This is a genomic window from Mesorhizobium sp. ESP7-2 (assembly GCF_020164715.1).
Lineage (GTDB): Bacteria > Pseudomonadota > Alphaproteobacteria > Rhizobiales > Rhizobiaceae > Mesorhizobium.
On record NZ_JAIUGQ010000004.1, the window covers coordinates 76,657 to 94,403 of the forward strand.

Genomic DNA, 17,747 nt, shown 5'->3' on the forward strand with positions numbered 1-17,747 from the left:
CATTGACCGAGATCAAGGTGCTTGTCGCCCCTTGTGCCCAGTATCGTCGGACACAGCGCGGAGCACATCGCGAAATGCGGCCAGATTTAGTTGCCAGACTTGGTGAGAACGTGCCGCGTTACACCAGCTATCCGACGGCCCCGCATTTTCATCCAGCTGTTGACGCTGCCGTCTGTCGCAGCTGGCTGCAGGCGCTCGGTGATGACGAAGAGATCTCGCTCTATTTGCACATCCCTTACTGTGACAAGCTTTGCTGGTTCTGTGCGTGCCACACAAAGCAGACACGCCACTACGAGCCGGTGGCCAAATATCTGCGCTCACTGCATGCCGAGATCGCGACCGTTGCCGGTCTTGTCGCAGGCAAAGGTCGCGTTCGTGCCGTCCATTTCGGTGGCGGTTCGCCAACCATGCTCAAGCCGCGGGATATAGTCGCACTGGCGGAAGTCTTGCGCGACAGGTTCACCTCTCTTGCCGGCGCCAAGATCAGCGTCGAAATCGAACCCAACGACATGGACGAAGCCCGCCTCGACGCACTTGCCGAAATCGGCATGACGAGAGCGAGCCTCGGCGTCCAGGATTTCGATCCGAAAGTGCAGAAGGCAATCAATCGCGAGCAGACCTTTTTGCAGACCAAAGCGGTCGTCGATGGCGTTCGTTCGCGCGGCGTCGAGTCCGTCAACCTGGATCTGCTCTACGGCCTGCCGCACCAGACCAGGCAGAGTGTCCTGTCCACGGTCGTGCAGGCGCTGTCGCTGGAGCCAGACCGGATCGCTCTTTTTGGTTACGCCCACGTGCCGTGGTTCAAGAAACACCAGACAATGATCGATGACGCCTGGTTGCCAGGCCCGGAGGAGAGGTTCGCCCAATCGCAACTGGCAGCGCGCGCCATCCTCGACCAGGGATACGAAGCAATCGGGCTCGACCATTTCGCAAAACCAGGCGATGCGCTGGCGCTGGCTGCGCGTTCAGGGACGTTGCATCGCAACTTCCAGGGCTACACCGAGGATCGCTGCGAAACTTTGATCGGCCTCGGTCCGTCGTCCATCAGCCAGTACCGGCAAGGCTATGCACAGAATATGCCGTCAACCACGGAGTATGAACGCATGGTCACCAATGGCGGACTGGCGTCAGTGCGCGGTGTCGCACTTTCCGACGACGACCGCGCTCGCGGCTGGATCATCGAACGGCTGATGTGCGATTTCGGCTTCTCGGCAATCGACTTGGTGGAACGCTTTGGCGAAGCCGGCCAAAGACTTCTTTGCAAAGCGAGTTCCACCGCCCTTCTTGATCCTGCGCGGATGCTGGAACTTGACGGCGATCACTTCGTCGTGCGTGTAGAAAACCGCCCCTTTGTCAGAAGCGTCGCGGCGAAGTTCGACAGATATTTCGAAACCGGCAAGGCGAGGCATTCCGTAGCGGTCTGAGCATCGGCTGCAGTCGGATGGGAAGGGTTACATCCCGATCCGAACAGCGCAAATGGTTGAGCGGGTCAGGAATCGCTTTTCCCGCCCATTGTCGAGCGAGAACATGCCGCCACGACCAGGCACAACGTCGATGATGAGATCGGTGTGCTTCCAGGCCTCGAATTGCGAGGCCCCGATGTAGAAGGGCGTGTCACCGATGTGACCAAGCAGCACATCATGGTCACTGATGATGAAGCCGGCCAACGGATAGCACATCGGCGAAGAGCCATCACAGCAGCCGCCGGACTGATGGAACAGCACTGGGCCGTGCTCGGCAACGATCTCCGCGATCAGTCCAAGCGCTGCCGGGGTCGCCGTGACCTTCGCATGCATGAATTTTCGATTTCCAGTTGGAGGCGCGGCACTGTGCGGAGCCGCGCCCGTAAGCCAAACCGATGATCAGAAGAAGCCGAGCTTCTTCGGGCTGTAGCTGACCAGCATGTTCTTGGTCTGCTGGTAATGGTCGAGCATCATCTTGTGCGTCTCGCGGCCGATGCCGGACTGCTTATAGCCGCCGAAGGCGGCATGAGCGGGATAAGCATGGTAGCAATTGGTCCAGACGCGGCCAGCCTGGATTGCCCGGCCGAAGCGGTAGGCCCGGTTGCCGTCGCGTGTCCAGATGCCGGCGCCAAGGCCGTAGAGCGTGTCGTTAGCAATCGACAGCGCTTCGTCGTCGTCCTTGAAGGTCGTGACCGAGACCACGGGTCCGAAGATCTCCTCCTGGAAGATGCGCATCTTGTTGTGGCCCTTGAATACCGTGGGCTGGACATAGTAGCCACCCGCCAGATCTCCGGGCAGAAGATTGCGCGCGCCGCCGGTCAGCACCTCGGCGCCTTCCTGGCGGCCGATGTCGATGTAGGACAGGATCTTTTCCAACTGCTCGGATGAGGCCTGTGCCCCGATCATCGTTGCCGGATCGAGCGGGTCGCCCTGCACGATCGCCTCGACGCGTTTCAGGGCGCGTTCCATGAAGGTGTCGTAGATCGATTCATGGATGAGCGCGCGGCTTGGGCAGGTGCAAACCTCGCCCTGATTCAGTGCGAACATGACGAAGCCTTCGATTGCCTTGTCGAAGAAATCGTCGTCCTCGGCGACCACGTCCTTGAAGAAGATGTTTGGCGATTTGCCACCCAGTTCCAGCGTGACGGGAATGAGGTTCTGGCTGGCATATTGCATGATCAGCCGGCCCGTCGTGGTCTCGCCGGTAAAGGCAATCTTGGCAATGCGCGGCGAGGACGCGAGCGGCTTGCCGGCCTCGAGGCCAAAGCCGTTGACGATGTTGAGCACGCCCGGCGGCAGCAGATCGCCGATGAGATCGGCCCACAGCATGATGGCGGCGGGCGTCTGCTCGGCAGGCTTCAGCACCACGCAGTTGCCGGCAGCAAGTGCGGGAGCAAGCTTCCAGCACGCCATCAGCAGCGGAAAGTTCCAGGGGATGATCTGGCCGACCACGCCGAGCGGCTCATGGAAATGGTAGGCGACGGTATCGTCGTCGATCTGGGAGAGGCTGCCTTCCTGGCCACGCACTGCGCCGGCGAAATAGCGGAAATGATCGATGGCCAGAGGCAGGTCGGCCGCGGTCGTTTCGCGGATCGGCTTGCCGTTGTCCCAGGTTTCGGCGCAAGCGAGGAGATCGAGGTTTTCCTCCATGCGCTCGGCGATGCGGTTGAGGATGAGCGAGCGCTCGGCCACGCTGGTGCGCGCCCAGGCGTCCTTGGCGGCATGCGCCGCGTCAAGGGCCGCGTCGATGTCCTGGGCATCCGAACGTGCCACCTCGCACAGCAGTTGACCGTTCACCGGCGAAAAGTTCTCGAAGTAGCGGCCGGACCGCGGCTCGGCCCATTTGCCGCCGATGAAATTGCCATAGCGCTTGTCGAAGGGCGCCTTGACCGAGCGTGAAAATTCAACCTTGTTCATGTGTCTTCCTCCCAAAGCTGACGTCGCGGGATGCGACGCTTCGGAAGAGACTTGCGATTTCCGCCTGTGGTTGTCACCGCGCCGGTCACGGCGGTCGGGTACGATGTGTCGCAGAATTGCGACAGTCATGAGAGTTCGGGCGTTCAGTGTGACCGGTGGACATCCAGGCGATTGAGTTTGCGGTGAAGCGTCGCACGGCTGATCCCAAGCGCCTGAGCCGCGGCCGAGACATTTCCGTCAGCGCGAGCTAGCGCACGCTGCAGTGCTCCGCGCTCTGCCTCGGCGATATCTTTGGAGCTGCTCTCAGCCCAGCCGAGGAGATCGCCGGCGGGCATCGGTTTGTCGAGACACTGCTGCGTAATTCCAAGCGCCAAGCGGGCCGACCGGGTCGCGCCGACCACCAGATCGTCCGCATCAACGGCGATCAGCGCGCCGGAGCCTTTGTCGGCCACCGGCGCCAGCAGAATGCGCGCCTTTGGGAATGCCATCTTGAAGTTTTCACTTTCGATCCGACGCACCGCGTCGACCACAGCCATCGAAATGAGATTGGAGAATGCTTCGGTCAGATCTGCCCGGCAGGACGACACGTCCAGCGCGGCGACAAGATTGCCCTCGTGGTCATGGATCGGAGCGGTGGTGCAACTGAGCAGTGTGTTTCTCGTATGGAAATGCTGGTCCCGGTGGATTGTCAGTGCGCGCCGCTCGACCAGACAGGTGCCGATCCCGTTGGTGCCCTGGCTTTCCTCATTCCAGACGGAGCCGGTCCATAAACCCCAGGAGTGAAACGTCTCGTCGTCGACGGGAGCGCCCCGCCGTTCGACCGGGACGCCGTCACGATCGGCGAGCAGGACACAGCATCCGACGCCGCCAACCGCAATATAGAGACGGTCGAGGCTCGATTGGGCTGCCCTGACGAGCGGTTCGATGCTTTGCCGGGCCTGCGCCAATTCGGCTTCAGTCAGATAATGTGGAGGACTGCAGTCAGCTGGATCGAGCCGATGCAGATTGGAAGACCGTCGCCATGAGGCAACCAGCGCGGACTTCGCTGCAGCGTCCGAGGCGATCGCCGCCTGGATGCGGTCAGCATGACGGCCGTGTGGATTCTCTCCCATACCTATCCTCCCACCGGATCTCTTTCCTCCTGATCCGACCGGTCTGCGGTTCGATCAGCACATAGTCAATTCGTCGAAAGAAGTAGGAAGGCAGATCTCTCCTCCAGCCGATCACCGGCCAATCATGGCTGCCCCCGTCGAGATAGATACTAACAAAATACCTGCCTCTTTTTGATCGGGAGCAATTTTGAGCATCAACCGGTCAGAAATGCTCGCCGGCCTCGAACGGCCCGATGCGGGTGCCTGCTGCGATCAGATAGGGTGTCGACCAGCCAATAAGAGCGGCCGATGGCTGACACGGTATCCCCGGGCAATCTCGGCCTTGTCACCGCTTTTTCCTAGGTATTGGCGGCGCGCGGGGCTAACGTGGTCAAGGGGAGGTCGGCGATGACAAAGATTTCGATCCGCCGGGCGGACTTCATGATGGTCCTCGCCTACGCGTCGGATCTCGCCACCGGCCATTCGCGCGATTTCGCGCTGAAATCCTGCGTGCTTGCGATGCGGATCGCCGAGCTTGCCGGCCTTTCGGAGGAAGTCCGGCGCAATGCCTACCACCAGTCGATGCTGCGTTACGTCGGCTGTAATGCCGACACCGACCTTCTGTCGGCCACTTTCGGCGACGAAATCGCGCTACGCCAGGACCTTGTCGGTCTGGACATGGGCAACCGCGCCGAGCTGGGCCGGGTCTTCGTTCAGGCCTTCAAGCGGCTCTATTATGATCTTGACCCCGACGCGCAGGCCAAGGCGATCGAGGCCGCGATGTCGCAAGCGCTCGCGGTGGCCCGCCCGGTGCTCACTGCGCATTGCGAGGTCGCGCAGCGGATCGGCGAGCGGCTCGGCCTGTCCGACGAGATACGGCGCAACCTTGGACAGATATACGAACGCTGGGACGGCAAGGGCCTGCCGCGTGGGCTGGGCGGCGAAGATGTCTTGCCCGCCGTGCGCCTGATTACATTGGCACAGGACGTCATTGCGCTCAGCGACGCCGTCGGCATCGACGCGATGGCCGAAACCATCGCCAGTCGTGGCGATGGCCCCTACGAAGCGGAGTTGGCCCGCCTCGTCTCCGCCAACGCGCTCGCGCTGATGGAGGGCATCGGGGCGACGGTTGACCGCGAGACGATCTTGGCACTGGAGCCCGATCCGCCGGTGACGCTGGACGAGGCGGCTTGCGACGAGGCTTTCCTTGCCATCGCCGACATGATCGACATGCGCATGCCGTTCACGCAGGGCCATTCGCGAATGGTGGCGGAACTGGCCGAGGGAGGTGCACGACGGCTCGGGCTGCCCGAGCCCGATGTCCGCGCACTGCGCTGGTCTGGCTGCATCCATGACATCGGCGAACTGGTGGTGCCGGTGGCAACCTGGATGCGCAACGGTCCGCTGTCGGTCCGCGAGCGCGACGCTGCGCAACTGCACGCTTATTACGGCGAGCGCGCGCTGGCCTCGTTCGGCCGCGACGGCGATACCATGGCCAACGTGGTGCTGCGCCATCACGAACGCCTGGACGGCTCGGGCTATCACCGCAAAGTCGGCGGCTCCGACCTGTCCCCGGCGGCGAGGATCCTGGCCGCGGCCGAGGCGTTCCAAACTTCGCGGGAAGAGCGTCCCCACCGCAAGGCGCTGTCCAGCGAGGCTGCGGCGGCGCAGTTGCGTGCCGCCGTTCGCGATGGCTGTATCTGTCCCGACGCCGCCGAGGCTGTGTTGTCCTTCGCCGGACAGCCGTCGCGACGGCCGCCCCCGCGGTCGCTGGCCGGCATGACGCCGCGCGAGATCGAGGTGCTGCGCCTGATCGCCGCCGGCCTGACCGCGAAGGAAACGGCCCGCAGGCTCGACATCTCGCCAAAGACCGCGGACCATCATGTCCAGAGCGTCTATTCCAAGATCGGCGTGGCCACCCGTGCGGCCGCGGCGCTCTACGCGGTCGAGCACGGCCTGGTCAGGCCAGGCGAAACGCAGCCATAGGGAATTCACCCCATGTGCGCCGGCTGCGAGGCGCGCATCGTGATCCTGTCGACGGACCAATGGTGGCCGCGACCGACAGGAGGAATTCAGATGCTTCTCGCAACGACCAAAGTGGCGGACCTCGACCGCTTCATCCACATCTTTTCGACCAAGGGCGCCGACAAGCGGCGGCTGCACGGGTCGAGCGGCGCCACTGTGTTCCGCGACCCCAGCGAGGCCGACCGCATCTGGGCGATCTTCGACTGGGACGCCGAGGGCTGGAAGAATTTCGTCTCCGACCCCGAGGTGCCCGGGATCATGCAGGAAGCCGGCCATGTCGGGAAGCCGCAGGCCGCACTTCTGCTCGGCCACTACGAGGCCTGAATCGATGCTGTGCGCCGCCTGCCATCGGCGGCGGCGCGCCCAACGAACCCCAAGAGTTGGAGAGATCAGATGAACCAGAATCCCATCAAGATCGGCCTTATCGCCGAACTCACCGGCCCCTTGTCCTTCATGGGCATTGCCAATGCCAATCTCACGACCATGCTTGTCGACGATATCAACGCAGGCGGCGGCCTCCTCGGTCGGCCGGTCAAGTTGATCATCGAGGACGGCGAGACCACCGACAGCGCCGCCAAGGCAAGCGCCGCCAAACTCGTGGATGTCGACAAGGTCGACCTTGTCGTCGGCGGCATCTACAGCTCGACCCGACTGGCCATCAAGAGCGAGGCCGTCACACGCGGCAAGACGCTCTACATCTACACCGAGCAGTATGAGGGACAGGAGAACGACGGCCTGATATTCTGCACGGGTCCGGTACCCGCGCAGCAGGTCGAGCCGCTGATACCGTGGCTGATGGAGACCACAGGGGCGAAAAGCTTCTATCTGCCGTCGGCCGACTACATCTGGCCACATATTCTGAACAAGGCTGCAAGCCGGGTCGTGCGCGCCAATGGCGGCGAGATCGTCGGCGAGGAGTATTTCCCGCTCGATACCGTAGATTTCCGACGGACGGTGCAGCAGATCATGGCCAGCGGCGCCGATGTCGTGTTCAATACCATCGTTCCGCCGGGGCTGACGCCGTTCCTCGATGAGCTGGACAAGGCCGGATTCGGCAAGCGCGGCGGCAGGATCGTCTGCACCTATTTTGATGAGAACTTCCTCAACCTCGTCCCGTCCGAACAGATCGAGGGACTCTACAGCTGCCTCGATTACTACCAGGAACTCGACGATCCGTATGGCCGCGCGCTTTTGGGTCGCTACACCGCGCGTTTCCCCGGCAGCGCCATGTTGACCGCAGGCAGCGGCTGCACCGGTCATTACCGGGCGATCAAGATGTGGGAAGCAGCAGTGAACGAAGCCGCTACGCTCGAGCAGGGCGCCGTGATCCGGGCGCTCGATCATGCCCGGATCAGCGAGGGACCAGGTGGACCGGCCGAAATGGTTCCCGGTCAGCACCATGTTCGCATGAACATGTACATCGCGCAGGCGGAGCGCGGTCGCTTCCGGGTCGTCCGGAAGCTCGGTCCGATCGATCCGAACGAGCGTGTGCTGACCGGCGAACTCCAACTCGCCACTGCGGACTGATTAGCGGCATTCCGGTGTGTGCAAACGGCGGGCCGGCTAGATACGGCCCGCCACCTATCCCATCGATGGTGGCTGTACCGGCCAAGTGCCTGGAAACGGCAGTTTTGCTCCGCCGACGTTCCCTTGACGCACTGCTGAGCGGGTATCCCTATGCTATTAGTCCTGGCCCCACTTGCTCAAAACAGGGCAGTCCGCAAAGTCTGAGGTCAGTCGCCACTTCGTCCAATAAAATATCGAGAACCTTTGCCACACCCGGCTCGCCCACCACGGCACCGAACAGGGCGGCCCTGCATTGTTGACCAGTATGTCGAGCGCGCCAAAGATTGATCGGGCCAGGTCGGCGGCCGCTTCAAAACTCTCCAGTTTGGAGACGTCGCGGCCGAACGTTTGCACCGACCTCTCTGGCAACCCGGGAAGCGGCCGCCTCGTCACGGTCCATCAGCAGGACCAGTGCGCTCTCGGCGACGAACTTCCTGACGATGCCTTCACCAAATCCCGACCCGCCACCTGTGACGATGGCAACCTTGCCAGCAAGTCTCATATCCATTCCTCCGTTGCTGGAACCATCGGGGAAGACAGGCGCGCTGCACAAGTCCGATCATCTGAACGCTCTTTCAGCTTTCCTTGTTTGAGGTCGCTCGCACCGGGAGTAATAGTCGCCATGGAATTCGTAAGGAGGAGACGATGACGCTGAGCTTCGACCCGAGGGCGAAGGCCACCATGCTTTATCATGGCGAATTCCGGCCGATGTTCATTGGTGGCAAGTGGGTCGCGGCGCGGTCCGGCCAGGAGATGCAGGCGCTGAACCCGGCGACGGGCGAAGTGCTGGCAACGGTGCCGCGCGGCTCGGCCGCCGATGTCGACGCGGCGGTGGCCGCGGCGCGCGCGGCGTTCGAAGGTCCCTGGTCCAAGTTCTCGCCCTACGAACGGCAATGCGTGCTGCTCAGGATCGCCGACCTGTTCGAGACACATTGGGAAGAGCTCAGCGTCTCCGACACGCTCGACATGGGGCTGCCGATCACGCGCACCCTGGCCAACCGGCGCCGCGTCATCGGCATGCTGCGCTTCTACGGCGGCATGGCGACCGTGCTGCATGGCGAGGCCATCGACAATTCGATTCCCGGCGAGATCGTCAGCTTCACAAGGCGCGAGCCGGTCGGCGTCGTCGGCGCGATCATTCCCTGGAACGCGCCGACCGCTGCCTCGATCTGGAAAATCGCGCCGGCGCTCGCCACCGGCTGCACCATCGTGCTGAAACCCTCGGAGGATGCATCGCTGACGCCGCTGCTGATCGCGCGGCTGATGCAGGAAGCCGGCGTGCCCGACGGTGTCGTCAACATCGTCACCGGAACCGGCGCCGAAGCGGGCGCGCGGCTCGCCGAACATCCCGACGTCAACAAGATCGTCTTCACCGGCTCGACGCTGACCGGTCAAGCGATCGCACGGGCTGGTGTGACCAACCTCAAGCGCGTTTCGCTGGAGCTGGGCGGCAAGTCACCAATCATCGTCTGCCGCGATGCCGATATCGACAAGGCCGTGCCGGTCGCGGCCATGGCGGTGTTCGTGCATTCGGGCCAGATCTGCATTGCCGGCTCGCGCCTGTTCGTGGCGCGCGAAATCCATGACGAATTCGTGCGCCGGGTCGCCGACTTCGCCGGCAGGTTGCGCATCGGCCACGGCATCGAGGCGGAGACCGAAATCGGGCCGCTCATCAATGCCAGGCAGGCCGGCAAGGTGGAAGGCTACATCAAGGCCGGCAGCGACGAAGGCGCCGAACTGGTCGCGGGCGGCTCGCGGCTGACGGGCGCGCTCTATGATGGCGGCAACTTCATCGCGCCGACCGTCTTCGGCGCGGTGTCGGACACCATGACCATCGCACGCGAAGAGATTTTCGGGCCGGTCATTTCGGCGATGCCGTTCGACACGCTGGACGAGGCCGTCACGCGCGCCAATGCGACGCCCTATGGGCTGGCGGCCGGTATCTTCACCACCAATCTCGGCACCGCGCACAAGCTGGCGCGCCGCATCAAGGCCGGCTCGGTCTGGGTCAACATGTACCACGCCATCGACCCGGCAGTGCCATTCGGCGGCATGAAGATGTCCGGCTATGGCCGCGAGGGCGGCGTCGAGCATCTGCATGAGTATCTCGAGACGAAGTCGATCTGGATCCAGACCGACTAGTTTAGGGCAGGCTTCCAGGGGAATCAGGGATTGCGCATTTGTCGCGCATCTCCAGCCATTCAGTTAGCGCAATCCGAATGAGATCCAGGCGCCCCAGGTTCATCTCGGCGGAAATGGTCGCCAACGCGCTTTCGGTTGTCGCATCAAAAGACATGAAGCCGGCGTCGCGCAACATTGCCGCCGCGCGAAGATCGGCAATGCGTGGATCTTGTGCCGGGCTCGTGGTTTCGGGGCTCTCGTCGATTGACATGGTGATCACATAGCCGGTTCTTTTAGCGCGGATGCCGTCTAATAATCCCGAAGTGCGACAAGCATGTCGCCCTTTATGGTGGCTAATACCAAACGGCTTCCATCAGGATAGTATCTAGGAAGATTAGCCGCTTGATCGGCCAAGGATGCACCATCGAGTTCACACAGATCACCTCCCAGTATCCAGTCATATTGTCTTCTGCTGTCAACCACGGCCAGGTATTCTCCGTCATAGGGGGTAGCCGATTAGCCCTATCTCTTCGTGCTTTTCCAATTTTCGCATCAACGCTCGCCTCAACTCAAAACCATGGATGCCGGTTCGCCATTTACTCAACAGGCAGTGCCGCGCTGGTCACACCGGGAGAGCGGCCCGGCGCCAACCCCGCCGGACGCCGGGCCGTAAGGAAGTGCCCGCGCGGACGCACTTCCTCGAACTGCATCGCGTGCTTCACGAGAAGCGGTCCGTCTGAAGGCGCAACGTCTCATTCGCGCAGGCCACGAGCGGAACTTGCCGCGCACTCGCAGCCTGTTGCCGGGTCTGCGAGAGCCACAATTCTCGATGCTCCCGCGATAGGCCCTTCATTGCGGAACGAGCAGCGGCAGTGATCTCATATGCGCCGCAGGAGGCACATTGGAATTCTACCCTTCGCGGCGTGATATCGGCTTCGAGTGCCGTGCCCGTACAGATCGGGCAGGTTGATGGGTAGTACCTTGGGCTTTTTTCAAACGAAAAGGCATTCATCGGTCAACCTTCCTTGTGTGCTACCAGGGCGTGGAACCTGTGCGGGTGTTCATCACCGTGTACGCAACTAGGGAAACATGGTTCGGCAATATGCCGAGGAAACGTGCTGAACCGGTCGGATCCAAACTCGGTTCTCATTTTCTTGCCATCGTCGTGTCGGCCCCAATCAGCCCCTTGTCTTGGGCGCAACGTTCCTCCTTGTGGCGACTTCCATTTGCTTTGCTTCTTTCTCGAGCCGATCCGGCGCGGCGGACCCCATCAAGGCGTAGGCTGTGCCTCCCGATTGCCAGTAAACAGTCGGCACGCGGCCGTCAGTGGCTGGGGTCGGAGGGACAGCATCTTCGCCATTCATCGGAGCCGCCACCAAGGTGATCCTACCAACGCTCGGCGTATCCGCCGTCAAAACCAGACTCTGCTTCCCGTTCCAGGGTTGCACCTGAACATCCGTCACCACCCATACTGAGGGAAGGGTCGGCATACTTATATTCGCGGCGCCCACCAGTCGTTCGATCTTGTCCTGCTTCGGCTCACTGCCCTTCCCGGGACCGGCGTTCAATTGCGCAACGCGCAAGGCATCACGCGCTGCCAGAATGAAACTCGCATCCGCCGTTTGACCGCCTTGGCGAAGCGACATGGTCAACGAGTTGGCCGACCACCCGAGCGCAATCAGTACGACGGCGGCGATTTGAAATCTCAGCGCGGCAAAGAATCTCCTCCGGCGAAACGCTCCCTCCAACCGCTTTGCTCCTTGCAGGCTCGCAGAAGGCGGAAACAACCGCTGGGGCTGGACGTCGCGCAGTGACCCCATGCGCTGCGCATGAGCAAACACTTCCGCCGCCAGTTCCGGTTCCAGGGCAAGACGTGCCTGCAGGTCGGATCTCTGCGACGGCGACAGTTCGCCATCGAGGAGGCGGTTGATTTCTTCCTCGGAAACGCGATCACTTGGCCACATCACGGCCTCCCACTACCTTAAACTGAGCCGGTGCGAAGCCGCTCATTTTTTCCATGTTGCGCTTCAAGGCGGCTCGTGCGCGGCTCAGGCGCGACATGACGGTTCCTGTTGGCACCCCCAGCAATTCGGCGGCCTCGGAATAGGTAAAGCCCAGCACGCCGACCAGATGGAGAACTTCCGCTTGCTCGGTTGGCAATCCGACCAGTGCCTTCCTTACGTTGGACAGTTCAGCGCTATGCTCCTGTGACGGGAGCAACGCCGTGTCAGACGTTTCGGCGTAAGACTCAAGGCGCCGCTTGTCGGCGTTCGCACGGGCCGCGCCGGTCAGAAACGTATTGCGAACAATTCTGATCAGCCAAGGCAGCAGCGGACGAGAAGCATCATAGGTGCCGGCCAGTGAAAGTGCGCGAGCGAGCGCCTCCTGAACCAGGTCATCGGCGTCAGCATCATCCCGCGTGAGCACGCGCCCATAGCGCCAAAGATCCTCCAGGTAAGGTGTGACGTCGAACTTCGCTCTCATTTCGCCTTGTTCCGAGCCACCCTTGACGCCGTCCCCAGCCGATCGCTGCCTACGGCAAGAGTGATTCGTGCCCCAAATTCAGAGGCCCTGCGCCTCACAATCTTCATGGATAGAATTCGCTTCATGGATAGAATTCGAAGTCGTTCAAGTGTGCTTTGGACATGTGGATCGGCCCAGCGGTCAGGGAAATAACCGCTGGGCCTGATGGGAGCGCGCTCCTCCCGAACGCAAAGCGCTGAGCTGTCGAAAAACATCGTTACCCGCGCTATCACTCCCTTTGTCCGACCTTGGCCTGCCAGTTGCCGCCACGCCGAAAGCTCACCCTCATTGCCCTACTTACTGAGCCAGGGGCGAAACTATTCCAGCCCGATAGACATTTTTCGAAAGCCTGGCGCCCACAACCGTTGAGGCGTTGTATCCCAAAGGCAGGGCTTTGCGGTGGTCAATTCACGGGGATGGCCAGTGATAGTCAGGCAACTGCAAGGTGTCGGTAATTTCCCTTCTGAACGCCACACGTGCCAGTCCGGGGATTGCGAATGTCCTTATCACCAGGTTGCGGAATAACAGGCCCAGTCGCGTTCTTGGTGCAAGGGCTCCAGCAAATCGCTCGGCACCTTGCTGCTTCGCGTTGATGTAATCCCGCAGGAATTCTTCGTATCGGGGAAAAGCTTCCTCGCACCGCCCGTCGGCCCTGAGCAACTCGCCTGCCAGCACATAGGCGGAAATCAAGGCCAGGGCCGATCCTTGTCCCGCCAAAAGGGACACGCAAAATGCGGCATCGCCGGTCAGGGCAATGCGGCCTCGAGACCAACTGTTCATCCTGATCTGGCTGACGCTGTCGAAATAGAGTTCGTCCGTACGATCCAACTCCTCCAGGATGCGAGGGCATTCCCAGTTTCCATCGCCATAACGCTCCCGCAGCATTTTCTTCTGCATGGCCAGCGCGACTGGCATGGCATCGCTGTCGACGGCAAAGACGAACAGAAAAAGCGTGCGGTTGTCACGAAGCGTGAAACGGCCGACCATTTGCCCAGGCCGCGCGTACATCAAGTATACGTCATCATCGCGCGGACGATAGCCACCCGCCTCGAAGGCCGCGACAGCGTAGCCGAGTTTCTTCTCGAACCTGGCCTGGGGGCCGAAGGCCAGCCGGCGAACGGCCGAATGTAACCCATCGGCGCCGATCACCAGATCGAACTGACGCTCGGCTCCACCATGTAACCGAACCTTCACCCCGTCTGACTGCTCCTGAAGCCTGACGATCTCATCGTCGAAAATGACCTCGGTCGTGTTCTTGATCTTTTCGAACAGCAATCGCGAGAGATCGCTGCGCCCGAGCGTCACATATCTCCCATCCGTCAGATCGCTGAAGACGCCCGTGCCAAAACCGGCAAGCCGCTTTCCGCGATCATTCACGATGCGAACCTCGCGCACGTGGTAACCTACACGGTCGATGTCGGCACCAAGTCCCATTCGTTCGGCGATGCGGTATCCGAGGCCCCAGAAGTCAATGACATATCCTCCGGTGCGTAGCCTTGGCGCTCGCTCAATCAGCGTTGGCTGGAATCCAGCTGCATCGAGCCAAAAGGCGAGGGCCGGCCCTGCAATTCCTCCGCCGGAAATCAGCACCGTTCGGCTATCCATGCCAAAAAGCTAGCGGGTGCGACGTTCGAGGCAAGGGATCCATGGACCGACGGTCGCAGAACCGCCTCCGGCCGCCGTCGCCTCTTCAATCATCGCATTGCCACGGTGTCATGATCTCGGCACGCCGATCGCCGTGCCCATCTCGTGGCCTGCTTCGATCACGCAACAACACGTTCGGTTACAATTTCGTGAGGATCCCGCCGATGAGTCGATTCGCCCCATTGGCGCCATAAACGGATCGCTAGTTTTCCTCGTTGCATCAAGCTCCCTAAGGCTTTGCAAGAAAACGACTATTTGCCAACATTGCGCGGGAGGCGGATGTGAATCCTGCATCTATTCGTATGTCTTTTCCCAACCCGACGACACAACTGGCTACAGCTCTGATAGGCCTCGGTCTGCTGTTGAACGTCGTCCCGGCGCGCGCCCAGCAGGCCGCGGCCTCGGGCGCGGCGCTTGCCGGCCAGATGCCGACCGGCCTGTGGCTGACGACGCCCTATCCGGAATTTTCCGCCCAGGTCGGCAAGGAGGTGAGCGTTCCCCTGAGCCTGGCCAACCATGGCCTGCCGCCCCAGCGTGTCGAGTTTGGCGTCGATGGCTTGCCGACCGGCTGGAAGTGGGAAATCGACGGCGGCGGCAAACCGGTCTCCGCGGCGATCGCCGGCGCCGACAATACGGTCGGCCTGACACTGAAACTGACGCCACCGGCGGCCGGTGGCGTCAAGGCGATCGACTTCGCCGTCTCGGGCAAGTCCGGTGGCGAGGCCCTCAAACTGCCCATGCAACTGACCCTTGCCAAGACCGAGCCGGCGAAGCTGACACTGGAGCCGAAGCTGCCGGCGTTGCGCGGCACGGCCAAGTCGGCATTCGACTTCCAGGTCGACATAAAGAACGAGGGACAGGAGGACACGACGGTCAATCTCCTGTCGCGGGCACCATCCGGCTTTCAGGTGACCTTCAAGCAGGGCTACGGATCGCAGGAATTGACCAGCCTGCCGCTGAAGGCCGGTGAGTCGAAGACGCTCTCGGTCGGTGTCCAGCCGCCGGACAATGCCCAGGCGGGCCACTACCCCGTCGACATCGCCGCCAGCGGCGGCAATGTCAGTGCCGATACGAAGCTGGTCCTCGACGTTACCGGCAGGCCAACGATCTCACTTTCCGGTCCCCAAGGTCGGCTTTCCGGCAACGCCACGGCGGGTCAGGAACGGACCTTCACCTTCACGCTCTCCAACAATGGCTCGGCGCCCGCCCGCGACCTGAAATTGACGGCAAGCCCGCCTTCTGGATGGAAAGTGGCCTTCAGCCCCGAAAAGGTCGACGAGATCGCGCCTGGCGCTACGTCCGATGTCGGCGTCTCGATGACGCCGTCCGCGCAGGCGATTGCCGGTGACTACATGGTTTCGGTCCGTACCAATGGCGAAGGGACTTCCGACGACGCCAATTTCCGCGTCACGGTGCGCACCTCGACGCTGTGGGGAGTCACCGGCCTCGGCGTCATCGGCGCCTCGGCGCTGATGCTGGCTTTTGCCGTAACCCGGTATGGCCGGCGATGAACACGGTCATCGAAGCGACCAGCCTGGTCAAGCGCTACGGCCGCATTGCCGCCGTCGACGGCATCGATCTTGGCGTCGGCAAGGGCGAGGTCTTCGGTTTGCTCGGCCCCAACGGTTCGGGCAAGACCACCACGATCCTGCTCTTGCTCGGTCTTACAGAACCGACTTCCGGCACAATTCGAGTTCTGGGCCTCGACCCGCTGCGCCAGCCGCTGGCGGTCAAGCGCAGGGTCGGCTATCTGCCGGATCAGATAGGCTTCTACGACCAGCTTACGGCGCGCGAAAACCTGGTCTACTCGGCGAGACTCGCGGGCCTTGTCGCCGAGGAGGCGAACCGGCGCATCGCCGCGGCTCTGGAGCGTGTAAGGCTGGCCGATGTCGCCGATCGCCGCGTCGCGACCTTCTCGCGCGGCATGCGCCAGCGGCTCGGCCTGGCCGAAGTGCTCGTCAAGCAGGCCGAGATCGCCATCCTCGACGAGCCGACCTCGGGTCTCGATCCGCAATCGACGCAGGAACTGCTGGACCATATCCGCGAGCTTGCCGCCGACGGCGTCACAATCGTGCTCTCTTCGCATCTGCTTGGCATGATGCAGACGATCTGCGACCGTGTCGCACTTTTCCGAAAGGGCCGCATCGGGCTCATCGGCCGGGTCGACGACCTGACCTCGGAGGTGCTCGGCGGCACGCATGTGGTCGAGGTGGAAGCCGAGAAAGCCGATCTGCGCCTCGTACTGGCGGGCACGCCGCATGTGTTGGGGGTGACACCTCTGAGGCCGGGGCGATGGCGCGTCCACACCGACGCCGACATCAGGGCCAACATTGCCCGGCTGGTCGTGGCGGCGGGAGGCGCGCTTCATGCCATGAGCATTCGCCAGTCCGGTCTCGACGAGGTCTATGTCCGCTTTTTCGAGGGAGAGAGCCATGACGCAGCAGCGTGAAGGGTCGCCCTTTGTCGGCCTGTCGACGGTCGCGCTCAAGGAGGCGGCCGATCATATGACCAGCGTCCGCATCCACCTGGTCATGCTCCTCGTCGTCCTGACGGCGATCGGCTCGGTCTATGCGGCCATCGGCCAGATCAAGGCGACGCTGGGCGAGGACCCGTTCCTGTTCCTGCGCCTGTTCACCACGGCGCAGCCGCCGCTGCCGTCGTTTGTCTCTTTCCTCGGCTTTCTCATTCCCCTGGTGGCGATCGCGCTCGGCTTCGATGCCATCAACGGCGAATACAGCCGCCGCACGCTGTCGCGCATCCTGTCGCAGCCGATCTACCGTGACGCGCTGCTTGCCGGCAAGTTTCTGGGTGGGCTTCTGGTCATCGCCATCTGCCTGCTGGCATTGTGGCTGCTGGTCACCGGCCTCGGCATGCTGTTGCTCGGCCTGCCCCCGAGCGGCGAGGAAGTCGCGCGCGGACTTGCCTTCCTTTTCGCGTCCTTCGTCTATGCCGGCGTCTGGCTGGCAATGGCGATGGCTTTCTCCACCCTTGTCAGATCGCCGGCGACATCGGCGTTGTGCGCACTCACCGTTTGGCTGCTGTTCACCGTATTCTGGCCGATGCTGGCGCCCCTGATCGCAGGTGTGGTCGTGCCGATCGATCCCCTCGATCCGATGACGGCGGTGCACCAGATCGGTCTCGAGCAGGCGATCGCCCGCGTCTCGCCCAACACGCTTTACGGCGAAGCCACGCTTGCGCTGCTCAACCCGGCGACACGCTCGCTCGGCCTGCTGTTCGCCGACCAGATGAGCGGCGCCGTGATGGGCGCGCCATTGCCGTTTTCGCTGAGCATGGCGCTCATCTGGCCGCAGCTTGCCGGCATGATCGCGGTGCTTCTTCTGCTGTTCACGATCGCATACGTATCGTTCCAGCGTCAGGAGATAAGGGCATGACGGCG

General features: G+C 62.3%; 17 protein-coding genes. 8 read left to right on the forward strand and 9 right to left on the reverse strand.

What is annotated here, in order from left to right; all coding sequences use genetic code 11:
• Window positions 1-74: 74 nt before the first annotated feature.
• A complete protein-coding gene (gene hemN, locus LB543_RS05935; protein ID WP_224613536.1) occupies window positions 75-1,424 on the forward strand; it encodes an oxygen-independent coproporphyrinogen III oxidase in 1,350 nt (449 codons plus the stop codon).
• Between the two features lie 27 nt (window positions 1,425-1,451).
• Here the strand turns inward: hemN and LB543_RS05940 are convergent, their stop codons facing one another.
• The 3 genes from LB543_RS05940 to LB543_RS05950 all read right to left on the reverse strand — a co-directional run bounded on the left by LB543_RS05940 (window position 1,452) and on the right by LB543_RS05950 (window position 4,492).
• Window positions 1,452-1,796 (reverse strand): DUF779 domain-containing protein, encoded by a 345-nt coding sequence (locus tag LB543_RS05940; protein WP_140760884.1) that lies wholly within the window; start codon window positions 1,794-1,796, stop codon window positions 1,452-1,454.
• A gap of 66 nt (window positions 1,797-1,862) precedes the next feature.
• Window positions 1,863-3,380 carry an aldehyde dehydrogenase gene (gene adh, locus LB543_RS05945; RefSeq protein ID WP_224613415.1) on the reverse strand — a complete coding sequence of 506 codons (1,518 nt, stop codon included), beginning with the start codon at window positions 3,378-3,380 and terminating at the stop codon, window positions 1,863-1,865.
• Between the two features lie 143 nt (window positions 3,381-3,523).
• Window positions 3,524-4,492 carry a GAF domain-containing protein gene (locus LB543_RS05950; RefSeq protein ID WP_140760879.1) on the reverse strand — a complete coding sequence of 323 codons (969 nt, stop codon included), beginning with the start codon at window positions 4,490-4,492 and terminating at the stop codon, window positions 3,524-3,526.
• Window positions 4,493-4,879: 387 nt separating this feature from the next.
• Between LB543_RS05950 and LB543_RS05955 the strand changes: the two genes are divergently transcribed.
• The 3 genes from LB543_RS05955 to LB543_RS05965 all read left to right on the forward strand — a co-directional run bounded on the left by LB543_RS05955 (window position 4,880) and on the right by LB543_RS05965 (window position 8,023).
• The gene (locus tag LB543_RS05955; RefSeq protein ID WP_140760877.1) at window positions 4,880-6,457 is read left to right on the forward strand and encodes an HD domain-containing phosphohydrolase; all 1,578 of its coding nucleotides are present in this window, start codon (window positions 4,880-4,882) and stop codon (window positions 6,455-6,457) included.
• A gap of 90 nt (window positions 6,458-6,547) precedes the next feature.
• Window positions 6,548-6,820 (forward strand): hypothetical protein, encoded by a 273-nt coding sequence (locus LB543_RS05960; RefSeq protein ID WP_140760875.1) that lies wholly within the window; start codon window positions 6,548-6,550, stop codon window positions 6,818-6,820.
• A 69-nt stretch (window positions 6,821-6,889) separates the two neighbouring features.
• A complete protein-coding gene (locus tag LB543_RS05965) occupies window positions 6,890-8,023 on the forward strand; it encodes a substrate-binding protein (protein ID WP_224613417.1) in 1,134 nt (377 codons plus the stop codon).
• 148 nt (window positions 8,024-8,171) lie between these two features.
• Here LB543_RS05965 and LB543_RS34140 read toward each other — a convergent pair whose 3' ends face one another.
• Window positions 8,172-8,291, reverse strand: a complete 120-nt coding sequence (locus tag LB543_RS34140; protein ID WP_411908741.1) for a hypothetical protein — start codon at window positions 8,289-8,291, stop codon at window positions 8,172-8,174.
• Window positions 8,292-8,372: 81 nt separating this feature from the next.
• Complete coding sequence (locus tag LB543_RS05975) at window positions 8,373-8,564, reverse strand: SDR family NAD(P)-dependent oxidoreductase (protein ID WP_224613419.1); 192 nt, start codon at window positions 8,562-8,564, stop codon at window positions 8,373-8,375.
• A 143-nt stretch (window positions 8,565-8,707) separates the two neighbouring features.
• Between LB543_RS05975 and LB543_RS05980 the strand changes: the two genes are divergently transcribed.
• On the forward strand, window positions 8,708-10,204 hold the full coding sequence (locus LB543_RS05980; RefSeq protein ID WP_224613420.1) for an aldehyde dehydrogenase family protein: 1,497 nt from the start codon (window positions 8,708-8,710) through the stop codon (window positions 10,202-10,204).
• A gap of 1 nt (window position 10,205) precedes the next feature.
• On the opposite strand, the gene LB543_RS05985 is transcribed toward LB543_RS05980, so the two are convergent.
• The 4 genes from LB543_RS05985 to LB543_RS06000 all read right to left on the reverse strand — a co-directional run bounded on the left by LB543_RS05985 (window position 10,206) and on the right by LB543_RS06000 (window position 14,296).
• Window positions 10,206-10,454 (reverse strand): hypothetical protein, encoded by a 249-nt coding sequence (locus LB543_RS05985; protein WP_140760869.1) that lies wholly within the window; start codon window positions 10,452-10,454, stop codon window positions 10,206-10,208.
• 907 nt (window positions 10,455-11,361) lie between these two features.
• Window positions 11,362-12,147, reverse strand: coding sequence for a hypothetical protein (locus LB543_RS05990; protein WP_140760867.1), 786 nt, complete (start codon window positions 12,145-12,147; stop codon window positions 11,362-11,364).
• Window positions 12,134-12,667: a sigma-70 family RNA polymerase sigma factor gene (locus LB543_RS05995; RefSeq protein ID WP_140760864.1), complete on the reverse strand. Its 534-nt coding sequence runs from the start codon at window positions 12,665-12,667 to the stop codon at window positions 12,134-12,136. Before LB543_RS05995 ends, LB543_RS05990 begins: the two co-directional genes overlap by 14 nt.
• A gap of 447 nt (window positions 12,668-13,114) precedes the next feature.
• A complete protein-coding gene (locus LB543_RS06000; RefSeq protein WP_318012956.1) occupies window positions 13,115-14,296 on the reverse strand; it encodes an FAD-binding domain in 1,182 nt (393 codons plus the stop codon).
• Window positions 14,297-14,712: 416 nt separating this feature from the next.
• On the opposite strand from LB543_RS06000, the gene LB543_RS06005 reads away from it, so the two are divergent.
• Genes LB543_RS06005 through LB543_RS06015 form a run of 3 tightly spaced genes read left to right on the forward strand, consistent with a single transcriptional unit; the run spans window position 14,713 to window position 17,742 of the window.
• The gene (locus LB543_RS06005; protein WP_224613422.1) at window positions 14,713-15,861 is read left to right on the forward strand and encodes an NEW3 domain-containing protein; all 1,149 of its coding nucleotides are present in this window, start codon (window positions 14,713-14,715) and stop codon (window positions 15,859-15,861) included.
• Window positions 15,858-16,799, forward strand: a complete 942-nt coding sequence (locus LB543_RS06010) for an ABC transporter ATP-binding protein (RefSeq protein ID WP_140811469.1) — start codon at window positions 15,858-15,860, stop codon at window positions 16,797-16,799. The genes LB543_RS06005 and LB543_RS06010 overlap by 4 nt, the downstream gene beginning before the upstream one ends.
• Window positions 16,783-17,742 (forward strand): ABC transporter permease, encoded by a 960-nt coding sequence (locus LB543_RS06015; RefSeq protein ID WP_224613423.1) that lies wholly within the window; start codon window positions 16,783-16,785, stop codon window positions 17,740-17,742. Before LB543_RS06010 ends, LB543_RS06015 begins: the two co-directional genes overlap by 17 nt.
• The last annotated feature ends 5 nt before the right edge of the window (window positions 17,743-17,747 follow it).

Coding starts and splice junctions, on each gene's coding strand:
- hemN (WP_224613536.1), top strand. CDS start 75: ATGCGGCCAGATTTAGTTGCCAGACTTGGTGAGAACGTGCCGCGTTAC.
- LB543_RS05940 (WP_140760884.1), bottom strand. CDS start 1,796: ATGCATGCGAAGGTCACGGCGACCCCGGCAGCGCTTGGACTGATCGCG.
- adh (WP_224613415.1), bottom strand. CDS start 3,380: ATGAACAAGGTTGAATTTTCACGCTCGGTCAAGGCGCCCTTCGACAAG.
- LB543_RS05950 (WP_140760879.1), bottom strand. CDS start 4,492: ATGGGAGAGAATCCACACGGCCGTCATGCTGACCGCATCCAGGCGGCG.
- LB543_RS05955 (WP_140760877.1), top strand. CDS start 4,880: ATGACAAAGATTTCGATCCGCCGGGCGGACTTCATGATGGTCCTCGCC.
- LB543_RS05960 (WP_140760875.1), top strand. CDS start 6,548: ATGCTTCTCGCAACGACCAAAGTGGCGGACCTCGACCGCTTCATCCAC.
- LB543_RS05965 (WP_224613417.1), top strand. CDS start 6,890: ATGAACCAGAATCCCATCAAGATCGGCCTTATCGCCGAACTCACCGGC.
- LB543_RS05975 (WP_224613419.1), bottom strand. CDS start 8,564: ATGAGACTTGCTGGCAAGGTTGCCATCGTCACAGGTGGCGGGTCGGGA.
- LB543_RS05980 (WP_224613420.1), top strand. CDS start 8,708: ATGACGCTGAGCTTCGACCCGAGGGCGAAGGCCACCATGCTTTATCAT.
- LB543_RS05985 (WP_140760869.1), bottom strand. CDS start 10,454: ATGTCAATCGACGAGAGCCCCGAAACCACGAGCCCGGCACAAGATCCA.
- LB543_RS05990 (WP_140760867.1), bottom strand. CDS start 12,147: ATGTGGCCAAGTGATCGCGTTTCCGAGGAAGAAATCAACCGCCTCCTC.
- LB543_RS05995 (WP_140760864.1), bottom strand. CDS start 12,667: ATGAGAGCGAAGTTCGACGTCACACCTTACCTGGAGGATCTTTGGCGC.
- LB543_RS06010 (WP_140811469.1), top strand. CDS start 15,858: ATGAACACGGTCATCGAAGCGACCAGCCTGGTCAAGCGCTACGGCCGC.
- LB543_RS06015 (WP_224613423.1), top strand. CDS start 16,783: ATGACGCAGCAGCGTGAAGGGTCGCCCTTTGTCGGCCTGTCGACGGTC.